This is a genomic window from Frigidibacter albus (genome assembly GCF_009908165.1).
Classification (GTDB): Bacteria; Pseudomonadota; Alphaproteobacteria; order Rhodobacterales; family Rhodobacteraceae; genus Frigidibacter; species Frigidibacter albus.
Window position 1 is genome coordinate 65,191 of the sequence record NZ_JAAAUC010000012.1, and the last position, 14,498, is coordinate 79,688.

Consider the following 14,498-nt stretch of genomic DNA (forward strand, 5'->3'; position numbering starts at 1 on the left):
GGGGACCTGCCGGGATGCGGGCTTATCCATGATCGGCCCTGCAAAGTCAAGCGCGGGTGGGGGCTCTTCGCGCGGGATTTATGGCTCAGATATCCTGCCCTGCAAGGTAGCGCGCGGCGCCGAGGCCAAGCTCGTAGGACACTTGCGCAAAGACCGCATCAAACCCCGCGAACAGCGCCCGGTTCAGCGCCTTGCCCGCCGCGCCTTCCGAAAATTCGGTATACGCCTGCAGCTCGGCATCGCTCATCGGGTCATAGGCCAGCGCCAGGTAGGCGTAGAGCCAGTCGCGGGTCTCGGTCCGGATCGCGTCTTCCTGCGACCAGACATCGGCGAGCAGCTGGCCCTCGCCCATCTCACCCGGCAGGCCGCCACCGTCGATCATGCCGCGATAGAAGGCAAGGTTGGCGTTCAGCCCGCCAAGCACGTTCGCCTCGATCAGGTCGCCCGCCTCGGCGAACTCCTCGATCGCCAGCAGGCGGGGCGCCTCTGTGGCCAGCATCTCCTCGAGCTGCTGGTCGGCCGCCTCCTCGACACCGGGATCAAGGAGGGCGCGGCGGGCGGCGATTTCCAGCTCGACCGCGCGGGCGCCGGTGCCCTCCTCGAAGAAGGCGCGCATCGCCTCGGTGTCGGCGCCGTCCAGCTCGGCGGCGAAGACCTCGGTGAAGACCGGCATCAGACGGTCCGGCGCATAGATCTGCTCGACCGTGCGCGTCCATTCCGCCCCGCCCTGCCCCGGAAAGAGGTCGGCCTGAAGGTCTTCGCCGTAAGCCACGCCCTCGCCCTGCATGATCTCCAGCAATGCCGGCAGCTGCAGGATTTCGGTCAGTTGCGTGGCCTCGGCGGTGCTTGTCGCGGGGGCGTCGCTTGTCGCAGGTGCCTGCGGCTCTTGCGCCAGGGCCGGCGTGAGCCCGGCCAGCGCGAGGCTGGCCGCCAGCAGTACAGGCATCGCTGCGCGGCGCAGGGGATGGAGGGCATGGTGCATCGGCATGGGTCCTTCCGGGGCGGATCCGGGGGTTATGCTGCCAGTGGTATCCGCCGCAGCCCGGAATGCAAGCCGCCCTGCCCCACGCGCCGCGCACGCCGGGGAACAGTGTCGTGAGCAGCGGGTGAGGAGGCGCGGGCCGTGGCCCGCCCTTCCATCCGCAGGCCCTGGCCCCCGCACCCCGTGCCGCCGCCCCGCGCCGCGGCCAGGGTCCCTCCCCGGACCCCGCCACGAAATTCGGCGGCGATCCGCAAAATCCGGTTGCGGACGGCGCCCGAGACCGCTAGATCCCCGCTCCACGAAGACCCCTGACGCGGAGAGGTGGCAGAGTGGTCGAATGCGGCGGTCTCGAAAACCGTTGTGGGTGAGAGCCCACCCAGGGTTCGAATCCCTGTCTCTCCGCCATTTCCCCCTTCCCAACCCCCGAGGCCCCTTGCAAAGGGGATTGTTGCGCAGCGATGCAAGGGACGGCGGGACGGTGCTCGGCAACAAGGTCCCCCGGGGCGGCATGGGTATCTGATGCAACGGGCTGAGATCGGGATTGCTTCTGCGCCGGCGAACGCGCAACTTCAGCCAGATCCTGGAGTGCGCAGCGCAATGTGGAGAGTCATCCTTCCTGATCGGACGCAGGCGCTGTTCTGGCCTCTTCGGGTGCTCGCCCTGGTCGCGCTTCTGGTCGGCGCGATGTCCACGCATGCCAACGCCCCGGTGCAGGCCTACGCGCTGGCCGAGGTGACGCAGGCGGCGGGCCAGTCCCTCGCTGTCCTCGGCGATCGGCAGATGCTTCGCACCAGCCACGACGGCGACCGACAGAAATCTGCCGGCAGCGACATCGGCGCTCTGCCGCGCCCGGCCCTGTTGCCACCGAATGCCTCGAGGCAGGGCCTCTCGGCCGTCTCGATGCGGCGTCCCCTACGGGTCACCTTGCATCCCGCCCGGCCCTTCTCGCAGGCACCCCCGCATTTGATCTGACCGGCCGGCCGGCCGCGTGAGTGGCGGCCATGAGAAATCAGATCAAACCGAGGATTATCATGCTGAACAATATCGGGCTTCCGGGCCTGTTGCTGATCGTTGCCGTCACCGTCCTCCTGTTCGGGCGCGGCAAGGTCAGCGCGATCATGGGCGAGATGGGCAGCGGCATCACCGCGTTCAAAAGAGGCATTCGCGACGGGGAAACCCTCGATGCGCCGACCTCTTCCGAAAAAACCGCGGAGGATGGCAAATGAGCCCGCTTCCCGAGGCAAACGGCCAGCCACCAGAAAAAACCCCGCCCATCGGGCAGCCGCTCTCGAGGGCAGAAAAACGACGGACGCTTCTTCACTGGCTGCTTACAACGGCGGTGATGAGCGGCCTGATCCTGGTGGGCACCCTCCTGTCCAGCTGACAGGCCGGCCGGCGGCGTCTTCGGCAGCCGGTCGAGGCGGCCGCGGCACGGACGGCGTCGTCCGAGCCAAGGTCCCTGCAAACAAGACCACCCCGGCGCGGGACGCGGCGCCGGGATGGTCTCTGACCCGCGCCTGCTGGGGCGCGGGATGGGGGCGCGCGGGGGTTACTCCCCGGCGATGATGTCTTGATCTTCCTTCATCTCCAGCCACATCGCGTTGAGCACGGCAAAGCCGGCGGCGAGGGGCAGGCCGAGGAGCCAGGCGAGATACCACATGAGTTCAGTCCTTTCAGGAAAACGGTCAGTAGACGGAATGCGAATTGCCGGTGACGTCGGCCTCGGTGACCTTGCCCCACAGCACCTTGTAGACCCAGGCGGTGTAGATCAGGATCAGCGGCATGAAGATCGCCGTGCAGATCAGCATCACGAACAGCGTCAGGTGCGAGGACGAGCTGTTCCAGACCGTCAGCGAGGATTGCGGGTCTGACGAGGAGGGCATGATGAACGGGAACATCGTCAGCCCGACCGAGGAGATCACGCCGAGGATCGCCATCTTCGAGACCAGCAGCGTGGAGACTTCACGCCCCGCCCGCAGGCCAAGGAAGGTCAGCAGCCCGCCGAGGATGCCCATGACCGGAGCCACCATGATCCACGGCCGGTCCGAGTAGGCGGTCAGCCAGCTGGCCGTGCGCTCCACCTCGAAATGCAGCGGGTTGGAGGGGCCGCCGGTGGCATAGTCGCCCATGATGCGGAAGCCCTCGATCCCGAAGGCCAGCCAGACCCCGGCCAGGGCGTAGCCCGCCACCGCCACCAGGGCGGCGACAGAGCCGATGGCACGGGCGCGGATCTGCACCGGGCCTTCCGCTTTCAGCGTCAGCCAGGCGGCGCCATGCATCACCAGCATCGCCAGCGACACGAGCCCCGCCAGCAGCGAGAACGGGTCCAAGAGGCCGATGAACTTCATGTACCACGCACCCTCATAGATCGTGTGCAGGTCATCGGTGAAGTGGAAGGGCACGCCTTGGATCACATTGCCGACCGCGACGCCGAACAGCAGCGCCGGGACCGCCCCGCTGGCGAAGAGCGCCCAGTCCCAGGACGACCGCCAGCGCGGATCGTCGCGCTTGGAGCGGTACTTGAACGCCACGGGCCGCACGATGAAAGCCGCAAGGATCACGAACATCGCCAGGTAGAAGCCCGAGAAGCTGACGGCATAGAGCGGCGGCCAGGCGGCGAAGATCGCGCCGCCGCCGAGGATGAACCACACCTGGTTGCCCTCCCAGACCGGGCCGACGGTGTTGATGGCAATGCGGCGTTCGACATCGGTGCGCGCGACGAAGGGCAACAGCGCGCCGACCCCCATGTCGAAACCGTCGGTCAGCGCAAAGCCGATCAGCAGCACCCCCAGGAGGCCCCACCAGATCACGCGCAGCAGCTCATAGCTCATCAATTCATGCAAGATCATGGCGATTACTCCGCGGCCACGGCGATGGCGTCGGCATCTTGCCGACCGGCCAGCCGGTTCTGGTGACGTTTGACCCAGGCTTCGGTTTCCTCGACGTCCTGGAACGGGCCCTTGCGGATGTATTTCAGCATCAGGCCCATCTCGATGACGAACAGCACGGTGTAGAACAGCACGAACCCGGCCAGCGTGATCGCCACCTCTGTCATCGACAGCGCGGAGACCGACATGGCGGTAGGCAGGATGCCGTCCACCGTCCAGGGCTGGCGGCCGAATTCGGCCACGAACCAGCCCATCTCGGCGGCGATCCAGGGTGCGGGGATCATCACCACGGCCAGCCGCAGCGACCAGCGCGGGAAATGCATCTGCCGGAACGAGGCGCGCCAGAAGAAATAGGCCATCGTACCGATGAAGCCGAAGCCGAGCGCCACCATGATGCGGAAGGCCCAGAACAGCGGCCAGACCGTCGGCACCGTGTCATTCGAGGCGGCGACGATCTGTTCCTCGGTCGCCAGGCGCGGATCATCGATGTATTTGCGCAAGAGGAAGGCAAAGCCCAGATCGGCGGAATGCTCTTCAAAGGTCGCCATCACCGCCGGGTCGGCAGCGTCGCGCGCCTCGCGGATATGCATGAGCGCGTCATAGGCGATGATGCCCGAGCGGATGCGGTCCTCGGCGCTGGCGACAAGCTCGGTGATGCCGGGGATGTCGGTGGTCAGCGACCGCGTGCCGATCAGCCCCATCACGACGGGGATGTGCAGCGCATATTTCGTCTCGCGCGCCTCCTGGTCCGGCAGGCCGATCAGGGTGAACGAGGCCGGCGCGGTCTCGGTGTGCCACATGCCCTCCATCGCGGCGAGCTTCATCTTCTGGCTGTGGGTCGCCGAATAGCCAGACTCGTCCCCCAGCAGCACCACCGAGAAGGCCGAAGCGAGCCCGAAGGCCGCCGCCACGGTGATCGACCGGCGCGACAGCTCGATATGGCGACCCTTCAGCAGATACCAGGCCGACACGCCGATCACGAAGACCGAGGCGGTGACATAGCCGGCGGACACGGTGTGCACGAACTTCGCCTGCGCCACCTCGTTGAACAGCACCTCGAAGAAGTTGGTCATCTCCATCCGCATGGTCTGCGGGTTGAACTCGGCCCCGACCGGGTTCTGCATCCAGCCATTGGCGATCAGGATCCACAGCGCCGAGAAGTTGGAGCCGATGGCGACCAGCCAGGTCACGGCCAGGTGCGCCTGCTTGCTCAGCTTGTCCCAGCCGAAGAAGAACAGGCCGACGAAGGTGGCCTCGAGGAAGAAGGCCATCAGCCCCTCGATCGCCAGCGGCGCGCCGAAGATGTCGCCGACATAGTGGCTGTAATAGCTCCAGTTCATGCCGAACTGGAACTCCATGGTGATGCCGGTGGCGACCCCCAGCACGAAGTTGATCCCGAACAGCGTGCCCCAGAACTTGACCATCTGCCGCCAGATCGGGCGGTTGGTCATGACATAGACGGTTTCCATGATCGCAAGGATGATCGACAGACCCAGCGTCAGCGGCACGAAGAGGAAGTGATACATGGCGGTCATGGCAAATTGCAGCCGTGACAGCTCGACGATCCCGAATTCCATATGTGTGGCTCCAGTTATCGGGAGTTAGCCGCCCCCGAAATATATTCCAACACCGGCATATGTGGGCCGGTAGGGCGGCGGTGGCTTTGATCCAGATCAATAACTGGTATCCGCGATGACAGTTATCGTAGCTCCAGCACCCGGTCCGCAGCGGCCGTCTCGACCTGCCGGTGGGCGGCGATCACGATGGCGGCCCCGGGCAGCTCGGCGCGGATCCCGCGCAGCACCAGCGCGGCGGTGGCATCGTCCAGCCCCTCGGTCGGCTCGTCCAGCAGCAGCACCTGCGGGCGGCGCAGCAGGGCGCGGGCCAGCGCCAGCCGCCTTGCCTCGCCCCCCGAAACCCCCTCGCCGCGTGGGCCGATCCGGGCCGACAGGCCGCCCTTGGCGTGGATCACCCCGTCCAGCTGCACCGCCGCCAGCACCTGCCACAGCTGCGCGTCCCCGGCATCGATGGCAAGGCGCAGCGCCTCGGCCACGGTGCCTTCCATCAGCGTGCTGCGTTGCGGCAGCAGGGTCAGCACCCCGCGCAAGCTGGCCTCGGGCCAGTCCGCCACCGCCAACCCGCCAAGGCTGATCTGCCCCGCCGCCAGCGGATGCAGCCCGGCCACCGCCAGCAGCAGCGTCGATTTTCCCGAGCCGCTGGCGCCGGTGATCGCCACCGTCTCGCCCGCCGCAACGGTCAGCGACAGGCCGGACAGGACCGGCAGGCGGCTGCCGGGGCGGTGCAGCGTGGCATCGGCGACGCACAGGGAGGTGCCCTGCGGCACCTCCCCCGCGGGCGGCGCAGCCTGCGGCGCCAGATCGCGCGCCACCCGGCGGGCGGCATCGGCCATGCGTCCCAGATCGGCGGCCGCCCGGCGCAGCGGCATCAGCGTTTCGGCCAGCGCCAGCGCCGCGAAGAATCCAAGCGCCGCGAAGGCCGGCTCGAACAGCCCTGCCTGCACCAGCGTCATGCCGATCCCCAGCGCCCCGGCGGCCACGAGGCTCGCCAGCGCGGCCAGCGCCGCCCCGGTCCAGCGCTCGGCCCGGTCCAAGCGGCGGCGCAGGGCAAACCGCCGCGCCTCTGCCTCCATCGCCGCCCCGGCCTGCGCGGCCAGTTGGCCATAGACCGCAAGGTCGCGCCGGGCGCGGATCAGGTCGATCAGCCGGCTGCGAAAGGCCTGCGCCGCCGTCTCGGCCCGGCGCGACAGCGGCACCGCGACCACCGCCATCCGCCCGAAGATCAGCGCCGCGCCAAGCACATAGCCGCCGACCACCCAAAGCGCGACGCCCGGCGCCACCAGCAGCCACAGCGCCGCCAGCGCAAGTATCTGCGCCAGCGCCCCGGCGATCAGCGGCAGCACCAGCCGCAGCGGCACCCCGTCCAGTGCGTCGATATCCGCGGTCAGCCGGTTCAGCGCCTGCGCGCCGCGGATGCGGATCATCGCGCCATGGGGCGCGGCCAGATGCGCGGCCAGCACCCGCAGACGCAGGCTTTCCAGCGCGCGCAGGGTGGCGTCATGGGTCAGCACCCGCTCGCCATAGCGCGCCGCCGCCCGGCCAAGCGCCAGAAAGCGCACCATCGCCGAGGGGCGGAACACATCGAACACCGCGCCGGCGCCGGCCAGCCCGGCCGCCGCGGCGGCGGTGATGAACCAGCCCGAGAGGCCGAGCAGGGCCACGCCCATTACAAGCACGACGAGGCTCAGCGCCGCGCCGCGCAGCAGGGCGCTGCGCTGGTCGCGCAAGATCACCGCGAAGACTGTCCAAAGCGCGGTCATTGCGCGCCCCCGATCTCGATGATCCGGTCCATCCGCGCCGCAAGCTGCCGGTCATGCGTTGCCACGATCAGCGTCACCCCCCGCGCCGCCTGCGCCAGCAGCCCCTCGGTGACGATCCGCGCGGTGGCGGCATCCAGATCGGCGGTCGGCTCGTCGGCCAGGATCAGGTCCGGCGCACCATGGACGGCCCGCGCCAGCGTGATCCGCCGCGCCTCGCCGCCCGACAGCCCACCGCCGGTTTCTCCCAGCCGGGTGGCGAGGCCCTGCGGCATCGCCGCCACCACCTCGCCCACCGCCGCCGTTGCCAGCGCGGCCCCCAGATCGCCGTCGCGCCCGAGGGTCAGGTTCTGGCGCAGGCTGCCCGACAGGAAATGCGGCGCCTGCGGCATCCAGCCAAGCCTCGCCCGCCAGCCATCGGCATTGCCCGCCGTCAGCCCCTGCCCCGCCACGACCACCTGCCCCGCCACCGGCAGCTCCAGCCCGGCCATCAGGCGCAGGGCCGAGGTCTTGCCCGTGCCGCTGGCCCCCACCAGCGCCACCCGCTCACCCGCCGCGATGCGGATGTCGGGCAGCGCCAGGCCCGCGGGGGTCTGGCATCCCAAGAGCGCAACGCTTGCCGGCCCCTCAAGCCGCATAGCGGTCCCTCCCGTGCCGGGCAGCTGCAGGCCGGGATCTGCGGCCCAGACCTCTACCTCCTCGATCACCGCGGTGGCGGCGGCCTTGTCATGCCAGGCGGCGGACAGATCGCGCAGCGGCTGGTAGAACTCCGGTGCCAGCAGCAGCAGGAAGATCCCGGCCTCGGGGCTGATCGCCCCGCCCCAGGCGCCGAAGCTCAGCGCGCCGAGCAGCGAGAAGCCGACATAGACCGCGACCATCGCCACGCCGATCGCTGCAAACAGCTCCAGCACCGTCGAGGACAGGAAGGCCACCCGCAGCACCGCCATCGTGCGGGCGCGCAGGTCGCCGGCCTGCGCGGCGAAGCCCTCCTGCACCGCGGCCCCTGCCCCCAGCAGGCGGATGTCCACCAGCGCCGAGAGCCGCTCCACCAGAAAGTCGTTCAGCGTGCCGATCTCGGCCATCTGCCTTGCGCTGGCCTCCTTGGCAGCAAGGCCGATCAGCGCCATGAACACCGGGATCAGCGGGCCCGAGATCAGCAGCACCACGCCCACCGCCCAGGAGTGCCAGAAGGCCAGCGCGAGGATGACCAGCGGCACCACCCGCACCCGCGCCATCGCCGGGGCATATCGGGTGACATAGGGGGCCAGCAGGTCGAGCTTTTCGCCGGCCAGCGCGGCGATGCTGCCGGCGCCGCCAAACGGGCTGTCCTCCGCGCGCCGCGCCTCGGCCGCCACGATCCGCGCCCGCGCCGCCGCGATCACCGCCTCTGCCGCCGCCTGCGCGCGGGCTTCGGCCAGCAGCCCCAGCCCGGCACGCAGCAGCCCAAGCCCGGCAAAGGCCAGCGCGGCCAGCAGCGGCGAGGCCGCCGCGCCGGTCAGCAGCGCGCCGAGGGCCAAAGCGACAACCCCGGCCTGCAGCGGCCAGAGCAGCGCGGCCAGCACCGACAGGCGGGCGGCGCGGCGCTGCAAGACGCCCCCGGGCGCCAGAAGATCGGTGGCGGCTTGGGTGGCGGCGGATTGGGGCTGGGTCTGGGCCAAGGTCTCTCTCAAACTGATGCGTCAGATGTCAGTTAGAGGGAAATCGCCGCCACAGATGTGATCTGGATCAAATACAGAACGTTCCGCCGCGACTACGCCTGATTAACTGGCACGGAGGACAAGACTTTCATGCGCCTGACCACCAAGACCAACCTTGCAACCCGGGTGCTGATGGCCTGCGCCGCGAATGAGGGGCGCACGCTGCGCACCTCCGAGATCGCGGCGAAGTGCAATGCCTCGCTCAACCATCTCCTGCAGATCGTCAATGCGCTGCAAGCGGGCGGCTTCGTCGAAACCCTGCGCGGGCGCAGCGGCGGCTTGCGGCTGGCCCGCGCCCCGGGCCAGATCTCGATCGGCGCGGTGTTCCGGCTGTTCGAGGCCGGCCTGCCCTTTGCCGAATGCTTCGATCCCGAAACCAACACCTGCCCGCTGTCATCGGTCTGCCGTTTGCGCAGCTTCATCACCCGCGCGCTGGAGGCGTTCTATCACGAGATGGACATGGTCACGCTGGCCGATCTCGTGAAGGGCAATTGCGGGCTGATCGCGCTGCTGGAGGTGCCGGACGCCCTGCGCCGCGATTGTCCACAAAGCGCGCCCGCCTGAGGCGGGCGCGGTCAGGCTCAGCTTGTTCCTCACATGCCGCAGGACCATCTGCCGGGCACGTCTTCCGCCGATCAGCGGGCGGGCGGGCGCCGCGGCGGAACCGGGCATCGACAGACCCGGACACAGCGCCAGGATCTCTTTCGCGCTCTGAAACCCCAGCGCGCGCCGGGCCCGCGGGCCGATGAACAGCGATTCCGCCTCGAGGCCGTTGGCCAGCACGATCTCATGCGCGTCCAGCAACAGGTGGTGATAGGTCACCCCGCCCGGCGGGTGCATGATGCCGACGCCGGGGAGATCCGTCAGGTGCTTGGCCGCGACCAGCACCTCGGCCGCGCCGAACATCCGGCGCGCGATGGGGGAGCGGGCCAGCAGCCGGTGCTGCGGCGAGACCAGCAGCTCCGCCGCCGGAAGGCCCACCCCAAGTGCGCCTACGGCGATGCGGATCGGGGCCAGCTCGGGCCTTTGGGCAAGCTCGCCCGCCGTCAGACGCCGCGAGGCGATCCAGCGGATCGGGCGGGCGCCGTGATCCCGCGTGAGCACCAGATCGCCCCGCGCCAGATCCTCGACCGGCACCGGGCTCTCTGCGGTCTCGATCAGGGTGCCGCTGGCGAAACAGACCACCTGCGCCGTCAGCGAGATGTCATCGATCCAGACCTCGCCGGTATTGCCGCCCGTGCGCCCGGCGAAGCTGAACCCCCAATCGGTCTGATCGGCCGCCTCGAGCCCGGACTGCTCGCCCACCGACGGGATCTGCGCTGCAAGATCGACATCGGCGAGGTGGACGGTGACCAGCCCCGCCTCGCCCACCGAGACGGTCATGGTGCTGACCCCGTGGTTCACCAGCTGGTTCGAACAGGCCGAGGCCAGCACCTCACCGTTCCAGACGATCTCAAGGGTCTCGCTGATCGGCACCACGCGGATGGACAGGCCCTCGCTGACGCCCTGCTCCAGCGCGCCCTGCGCCGGCGTGCTCACTCCGTCGCCGCGCCCGGGCAGCGTGGAGGTCGCGCCGAAGTTGAACGAGAAGCCGTCAATCTCAAGGTTGCCGGTGCTGCCGCCGGCGATGGCGATCATGTCCACGATCGCGGTCATGGAGAAGCTGGTGGCGGCATAGGGGGAAGGCTCGCCCCCGACACTGTCGAAGGTCTCATCCGCGAATTAGACGAAGCCGCCGACCTGGGTGCCGTCATAAAGCACAAGCTCCTGATCGGCATCATTGTCATGGGTAGCGTCGCGGATCTGGGTGGAGGTGCCGTTGCTGGGGCCAGTCCCGGGCCGCAGGGTCACGGTGAGCGAGCCGCTGAGGCTTTCCGACCCGTCGAAATTGTTCTGATAGGTGATCGTTTTCGCCATCTGCCGCCAGCCTGCACGGGATCCACGCGCCCTTATGGCGCGCAGACGGTGAAAAGGCCGATAACGGCGTTGGATGCGGCGCGGCTGGCCGGCGGGCTGGCGGCTCAGACCGGGGTGGCGGGCGCGCCTTCCGTCCCGGATTGGCCCGACTCGTCGACCGCCGGCCGGCCAGGAGCTGCCGCGTTGCGCAGCCACAGGTCGCGCTGCGGGAACGGGATCTCGATGCCTTCGGCGCGAAAGCGCTCGGCAATCGTGTGGTTCATGTCCGATTTCACCGAAATGCCGAAGTTGATGTCCGACAGCACCGCGCGGATCTCGAAATCCATCGAATCCGCGCCGAAGCCGATGAAGAACACCCTGGGCTCCGGCGCCAGCATCACCAGCGGGTGCTCGATCACGATCTCCATCAGCACCCGCTCGACCAGCCGCGTATCGGTTCCATAGGCCACGCCCACCGGCACGATGATGCGGCCCTGCATGTTGAAGCGGGTCCAGTTGGTCACCGGGTTGGCGATCAGGTCGGCATTGGGCACGATCACGTCGGTGCGGTCGAAGGTCTCGATCCTTGTCGCGCGCACGGAAATGGCGCGCACGATGCCCTGCTGGCCGCCGACCTCGATCCAGTCGCCTTCGGAAATCGGCCGCTCGATCAGCAGGATGATGCCCGACACGAAGTTCTGCACGATGGTCTGCAGGCCAAAGCCGATGCCGACCGACAACGCCCCCGCGACGATGGCGAGCGAGGACAGGTCGATCCCCGCCGCGGTGATGGCCAGCACCGCGGCAAGGAACACGCCCAGGTAGCCAAGGCCCGAGACGATGGCGGTCTGCCCGCCCTTGTCGAGCTTGGTCTTGGGCAGGATCGTGCTGCGCATCGCGCCCTGCACCATCCTGGTGATCATGTAGCCAAGCGCGAAGACCACGGCAAAGGTCACCAGCACCCCGGGCGAAAGGCGGATGCCGCCCATGTCGAAGCCGGTCTGCACCCGGGTCCAGGCCTCGGCCAGATCGGTGCGCCGCGCGCCCCAGATCAGCGCCAGCACCGGCAGTGCGGCCAGCAGCAGGAAGAAGCCCGCCAGCACCGGCACCAGGGCCTCTTCCGCCCGCTCATCGGCGGTGACGAGGCCGTAGATATCGGTCGCCACCCGTTGCAGCAGCAGCAACATCCCCAGCAGCGCCAGCGAGACGGTGGTGGACCATGTCAGCGCATTGCCCGCCTCGACATAGCCGACGCCGCCCAGCAAGGGGCCCGCGATGGACACCGCCGCGGTCAGCCCGCCGATCAGCCCGATGATCTGCGCCCGCGTGCCCCGCGCCTCGACATCCGCCGCCTCGGTCCGGGAATGGGCCAGCATCAGCTGCCCCAGCCGGAACAGCGAGGCCCCCGCCGCCGCCTGCAGCAGGAACGACACCAGCGCCTGCGTCGGCGCCGCGGCCTCTCCCAGCAGCACCCGGCGCCAGAATTCAAGCGCCAGCAGCAGCCCCAGGAAGGCCACATGCACCCGGCCCTCGCGCTGGCGCTCGGCCGGCAGGGCGAAGGGCGGCGCGATGTCGGGCGCGGCGGGGAAGACCCAGCCCCCCAGCCAGCGCGCGATGAACAGCGGCGCCGTCAGGATCGGCAGCGCCGCGATGCCGGCACCGCCGCCGGTGTCCAGCATCCCCGTCGCGCCAAGCGCCAGCGAGATCAGCAAGGTGCCCGTCACCGGCAGCAGGATCTGCCCGAAGGACACCGCCACCTCGGCCAGCCTGCGGCTGCGGGGCCGCGAGGAGCGGCGCAGGCGGCGGGTCAGCCAGGCGATCCAGCCACCGCCGCGCCACAGCAACACCACCGCCGCCAGCAGGCACAGCCCGATCACCGGCAGGTTGCTGGTCAGCGTGGCGCGGTTGCGCGCGCTGGCCCAGGCGACGGTCAGGTCGGCGCCGATATCGGCAAAGGCGGCGGTGGCGCCCGACAGCGCCGCGGGCCAGTTGGCCGGGTTCAGCGGGGCCGGCGCGGTGGTCAGCAGCGCCGCGGTCTGGCGCTCGCGCAGCAGCCGGTCGATCTCGCGCACGATGCCATCGGCGCGGCTATGCGCTTCGACCGCGGCGATGCCCGGCGCCTGCAGCTCTGCCACCTGCGCGCCAAGATCGGCGCGGCGGGCGGCGATGTCGGCGGGCTCGGTGGTCCCCTCGGCGGGCGCGGGGCCAAGCGCCTCGACCTGGCTGCGCAGGGTGTTCAGGCGCAGGGTGTCGATGTTCTGCGCCGCCACGAAGCGGTCGCGCCAGGTGACGATCTCGGCGCGCAGCCCCTCGATGGCCCGATCCGAGGCGCGCCCCGCCGCCAGCGCCTGTTCGGCGCGGGTGGCGACCTCCTCCCAGGCGGCATAATCAGGCGCCTCGGAGGTCTGCGCGTGGGCGGCGCCCGGCCCGAAGACTGCCGTCAGCACGGGCAGGGCCAGCGCCAGCATCACCGCCAGCGCGAGGATCTTCAGGCGGCCGAGCCTCCGCGCCAACATCTGCAGGCTCACCCCTCATACACCTCGGGCAGATCGGCGGGCCCGCGGTCCAGCCAATGCGGCACAGGCAGGCCCTTGGATTTCAGGAAGTCGGGGTTGAACAGCTTGGACTGGTAGCGGGTGCCGTAGTCGCACAGCACCGTGACGATGGTATGCCCCGGCCCCATTTCCTGCGCCATCCGCATCGCGCCGGCGATGTTGATGCCGGACGATCCGCCAAGGCACAGCCCTTCCTCCCAGAGAAGGTCGAACACCAGCGGCAGCGCCTCGGCATCGGGGATGCGGAAGCTCATGTCCGGGGACAGGCCTTCGAGGTTGGCGGTGATCCGGCCCTGCCCGATGCCCTCGGTGATCGACGAGCCTTCGGATTTCAGCTCTCCGGTCGTGTAGAAGCTGTGCAGCGCCGCGCCTTCGGGATCCGCCAGCGCGACCTTCACGCCCTTGGGCTGCAGCGCCATCGCCACGCCGGCAAGGGTGCCGCCAGAGCCGACGGCGCAGATGAAGCCATCGACGCGGCCGCCGGTCTGCTCCCAAATCTCGGGGCCGGTGGTTTCGACATGCGCCTGCCGGTTGGCCACGTTGTCGAACTGGTTTGCCCAGATCGCGCCGCGGGGTTCGGTCCTTGCCAGCGCCTCGGCGAGGCGGCCCGAATAGCGGACATAGTTGTTGGGGTTGGAATAGGGCGCGGCAGGCACCTGCACCAGCTCGGCGCCCGCAAGGCGCAGCATGTCCTTCTTTTCCTGGCTCTGGGTCTCGGGGATCACGATCACGGTGCGAAAGCCCATGCTGGCGCCGACCAGCGCGAGGCCGATGCCGGTATTGCCGGCGGTGCCCTCGACAATGGTGCCGCCCGGTTGCAGCAGCCCGCGGGCCACCGCATCGCGGATGATGAACAGCGCAGCGCGGTCCTTGACCGACTGGCCGGGGTTCATGAACTCGGCCTTGCCAAGGATCTCGCAGCCGGTGATCTCGCTGGCCTTCTTCAGGCGGATCAGCGGGGTATGACCGACCGTCGCGGCCAGATCGGGACAGATGCGCATGACAAAGCCTCCCTGTTCGTGCCGCCCTTTCTATGCCGGGCCGGGCGGGGTCTCAAGCCCGGTCGTGGCTTTGTGAGAAGCGAGCAGGTGTTACACGGACAGAGGGCAGCGCCCGTCCGCCGGGTGGACGAGCAACGCCAGTTCC

General features: G+C 69.2%; 13 protein-coding genes, 1 tRNA gene and 1 pseudogene. 5 read left to right on the plus strand and 10 right to left on the minus strand.

The genetic code is table 11. The features are described from left to right. Positions 1-85: 85 nt before the first annotated feature. Positions 86-982 (minus strand): DUF2059 domain-containing protein, encoded by an 897-nt coding sequence (locus GVY41_RS17050; protein WP_229726093.1) that lies wholly within the window; start codon positions 980-982, stop codon positions 86-88. 315 nt (positions 983-1,297) lie between these two features. Here GVY41_RS17050 and GVY41_RS17055 point away from each other — a divergent pair. The 4 genes from GVY41_RS17055 to GVY41_RS17070 all read left to right on the plus strand — a co-directional run bounded on the left by GVY41_RS17055 (position 1,298) and on the right by GVY41_RS17070 (position 2,366). Then, positions 1,298-1,387: transfer RNA gene (locus GVY41_RS17055), tRNA-Ser, on the plus strand. Between the two features lie 114 nt (positions 1,388-1,501). After that, a complete protein-coding gene (locus GVY41_RS17060) occupies positions 1,502-1,954 on the plus strand; it encodes a hypothetical protein (protein ID WP_161656921.1) in 453 nt (150 codons plus the stop codon). A 59-nt stretch (positions 1,955-2,013) separates the two neighbouring features. Then, positions 2,014-2,208 carry a twin-arginine translocase TatA/TatE family subunit gene (locus tag GVY41_RS17065; RefSeq protein WP_161348013.1) on the plus strand — a complete coding sequence of 65 codons (195 nt, stop codon included), beginning with the start codon at positions 2,014-2,016 and terminating at the stop codon, positions 2,206-2,208. Next, positions 2,205-2,366, plus strand: coding sequence for a hypothetical protein (locus GVY41_RS17070; protein ID WP_161348012.1), 162 nt, complete (start codon positions 2,205-2,207; stop codon positions 2,364-2,366). Before GVY41_RS17065 ends, GVY41_RS17070 begins: the two co-directional genes overlap by 4 nt. A 165-nt stretch (positions 2,367-2,531) precedes the next feature. Here the strand turns inward: GVY41_RS17070 and cydX are convergent, their stop codons facing one another. The 5 genes from cydX to GVY41_RS17095 all read right to left on the minus strand — a co-directional run bounded on the left by cydX (position 2,532) and on the right by GVY41_RS17095 (position 8,862). Further along, positions 2,532-2,642, minus strand: a complete 111-nt coding sequence (gene cydX / locus GVY41_RS17075; RefSeq protein WP_161348011.1) for a cytochrome bd-I oxidase subunit CydX — start codon at positions 2,640-2,642, stop codon at positions 2,532-2,534. Between the two features lie 25 nt (positions 2,643-2,667). Further along, positions 2,668-3,831: a cytochrome d ubiquinol oxidase subunit II gene (gene cydB, locus GVY41_RS17080; RefSeq protein ID WP_161348010.1), complete on the minus strand. Its 1,164-nt coding sequence runs from the start codon at positions 3,829-3,831 to the stop codon at positions 2,668-2,670. A 5-nt stretch (positions 3,832-3,836) separates the two neighbouring features. Continuing rightward, a complete protein-coding gene (locus GVY41_RS17085; protein ID WP_161348009.1) occupies positions 3,837-5,447 on the minus strand; it encodes a cytochrome ubiquinol oxidase subunit I in 1,611 nt (536 codons plus the stop codon). A gap of 122 nt (positions 5,448-5,569) precedes the next feature. After that, positions 5,570-7,207: an amino acid ABC transporter ATP-binding/permease protein gene (locus GVY41_RS17090; protein WP_161348008.1), complete on the minus strand. Its 1,638-nt coding sequence runs from the start codon at positions 7,205-7,207 to the stop codon at positions 5,570-5,572. Next, entirely contained in the window at positions 7,204-8,862 is a 1,659-nt protein-coding gene (locus GVY41_RS17095; RefSeq protein WP_161348007.1) for an ABC transporter ATP-binding protein/permease, read from the minus strand. Before GVY41_RS17095 ends, GVY41_RS17090 begins: the two co-directional genes overlap by 4 nt. 129 nt (positions 8,863-8,991) lie before the next feature. On the opposite strand from GVY41_RS17095, the gene GVY41_RS17100 reads away from it, so the two are divergent. Further along, on the plus strand, positions 8,992-9,465 hold the full coding sequence (locus GVY41_RS17100; protein ID WP_161348006.1) for an RrF2 family transcriptional regulator: 474 nt from the start codon (positions 8,992-8,994) through the stop codon (positions 9,463-9,465). A gap of 189 nt (positions 9,466-9,654) precedes the next feature. Here GVY41_RS17100 and GVY41_RS17105 read toward each other — a convergent pair. From GVY41_RS17105 to GVY41_RS17120, 4 genes and pseudogenes are all read right to left on the minus strand, one after another. Beyond that, positions 9,655-10,557 (minus strand): annotated as a pseudogene (locus GVY41_RS17105) (Hint domain-containing protein); the annotation flags it as partial. A 66-nt stretch (positions 10,558-10,623) separates the two neighbouring features. Next, on the minus strand, positions 10,624-10,818 hold the full coding sequence (locus GVY41_RS17110) for a hypothetical protein (protein WP_161348005.1): 195 nt from the start codon (positions 10,816-10,818) through the stop codon (positions 10,624-10,626). A 104-nt stretch (positions 10,819-10,922) separates the two neighbouring features. Continuing rightward, a complete protein-coding gene (locus tag GVY41_RS17115; RefSeq protein WP_161348004.1) occupies positions 10,923-13,325 on the minus strand; it encodes a DUF3772 domain-containing protein in 2,403 nt (800 codons plus the stop codon). Further along, positions 13,322-14,353, minus strand: a complete 1,032-nt coding sequence (locus GVY41_RS17120) for a cysteine synthase A (protein ID WP_161348003.1) — start codon at positions 14,351-14,353, stop codon at positions 13,322-13,324. The genes GVY41_RS17115 and GVY41_RS17120 overlap by 4 nt, the downstream gene beginning before the upstream one ends. Positions 14,354-14,498: the final 145 nt, after the last annotated feature.

Excerpts from the sequence above, each read along its gene's own strand:
- GVY41_RS17085 (WP_161348009.1), bottom strand. The coding sequence starts at position 5,447 with ATGGAATTCGGGATCGTCGAGCTGTCACGGCTGCAATTTGCCATGACC.
- GVY41_RS17060 (WP_161656921.1), top strand. The coding sequence starts at position 1,502 with ATGCAACGGGCTGAGATCGGGATTGCTTCTGCGCCGGCGAACGCGCAA.
- GVY41_RS17065 (WP_161348013.1), top strand. The coding sequence starts at position 2,014 with ATGCTGAACAATATCGGGCTTCCGGGCCTGTTGCTGATCGTTGCCGTC.
- cydB (WP_161348010.1), bottom strand. The coding sequence starts at position 3,831 with ATGATCTTGCATGAATTGATGAGCTATGAGCTGCTGCGCGTGATCTGG.
- GVY41_RS17070 (WP_161348012.1), top strand. The coding sequence starts at position 2,205 with ATGAGCCCGCTTCCCGAGGCAAACGGCCAGCCACCAGAAAAAACCCCG.
- GVY41_RS17110 (WP_161348005.1), bottom strand. The coding sequence starts at position 10,818 with ATGGCGAAAACGATCACCTATCAGAACAATTTCGACGGGTCGGAAAGC.
- GVY41_RS17050 (WP_229726093.1), bottom strand. The coding sequence starts at position 982 with ATGCACCATGCCCTCCATCCCCTGCGCCGCGCAGCGATGCCTGTACTG.
- GVY41_RS17090 (WP_161348008.1), bottom strand. The coding sequence starts at position 7,207 with ATGACCGCGCTTTGGACAGTCTTCGCGGTGATCTTGCGCGACCAGCGC.
- GVY41_RS17100 (WP_161348006.1), top strand. The coding sequence starts at position 8,992 with ATGCGCCTGACCACCAAGACCAACCTTGCAACCCGGGTGCTGATGGCC.
- GVY41_RS17120 (WP_161348003.1), bottom strand. The coding sequence starts at position 14,353 with ATGCGCATCTGTCCCGATCTGGCCGCGACGGTCGGTCATACCCCGCTG.
- cydX (WP_161348011.1), bottom strand. The coding sequence starts at position 2,642 with ATGTGGTATCTCGCCTGGCTCCTCGGCCTGCCCCTCGCCGCCGGCTTT.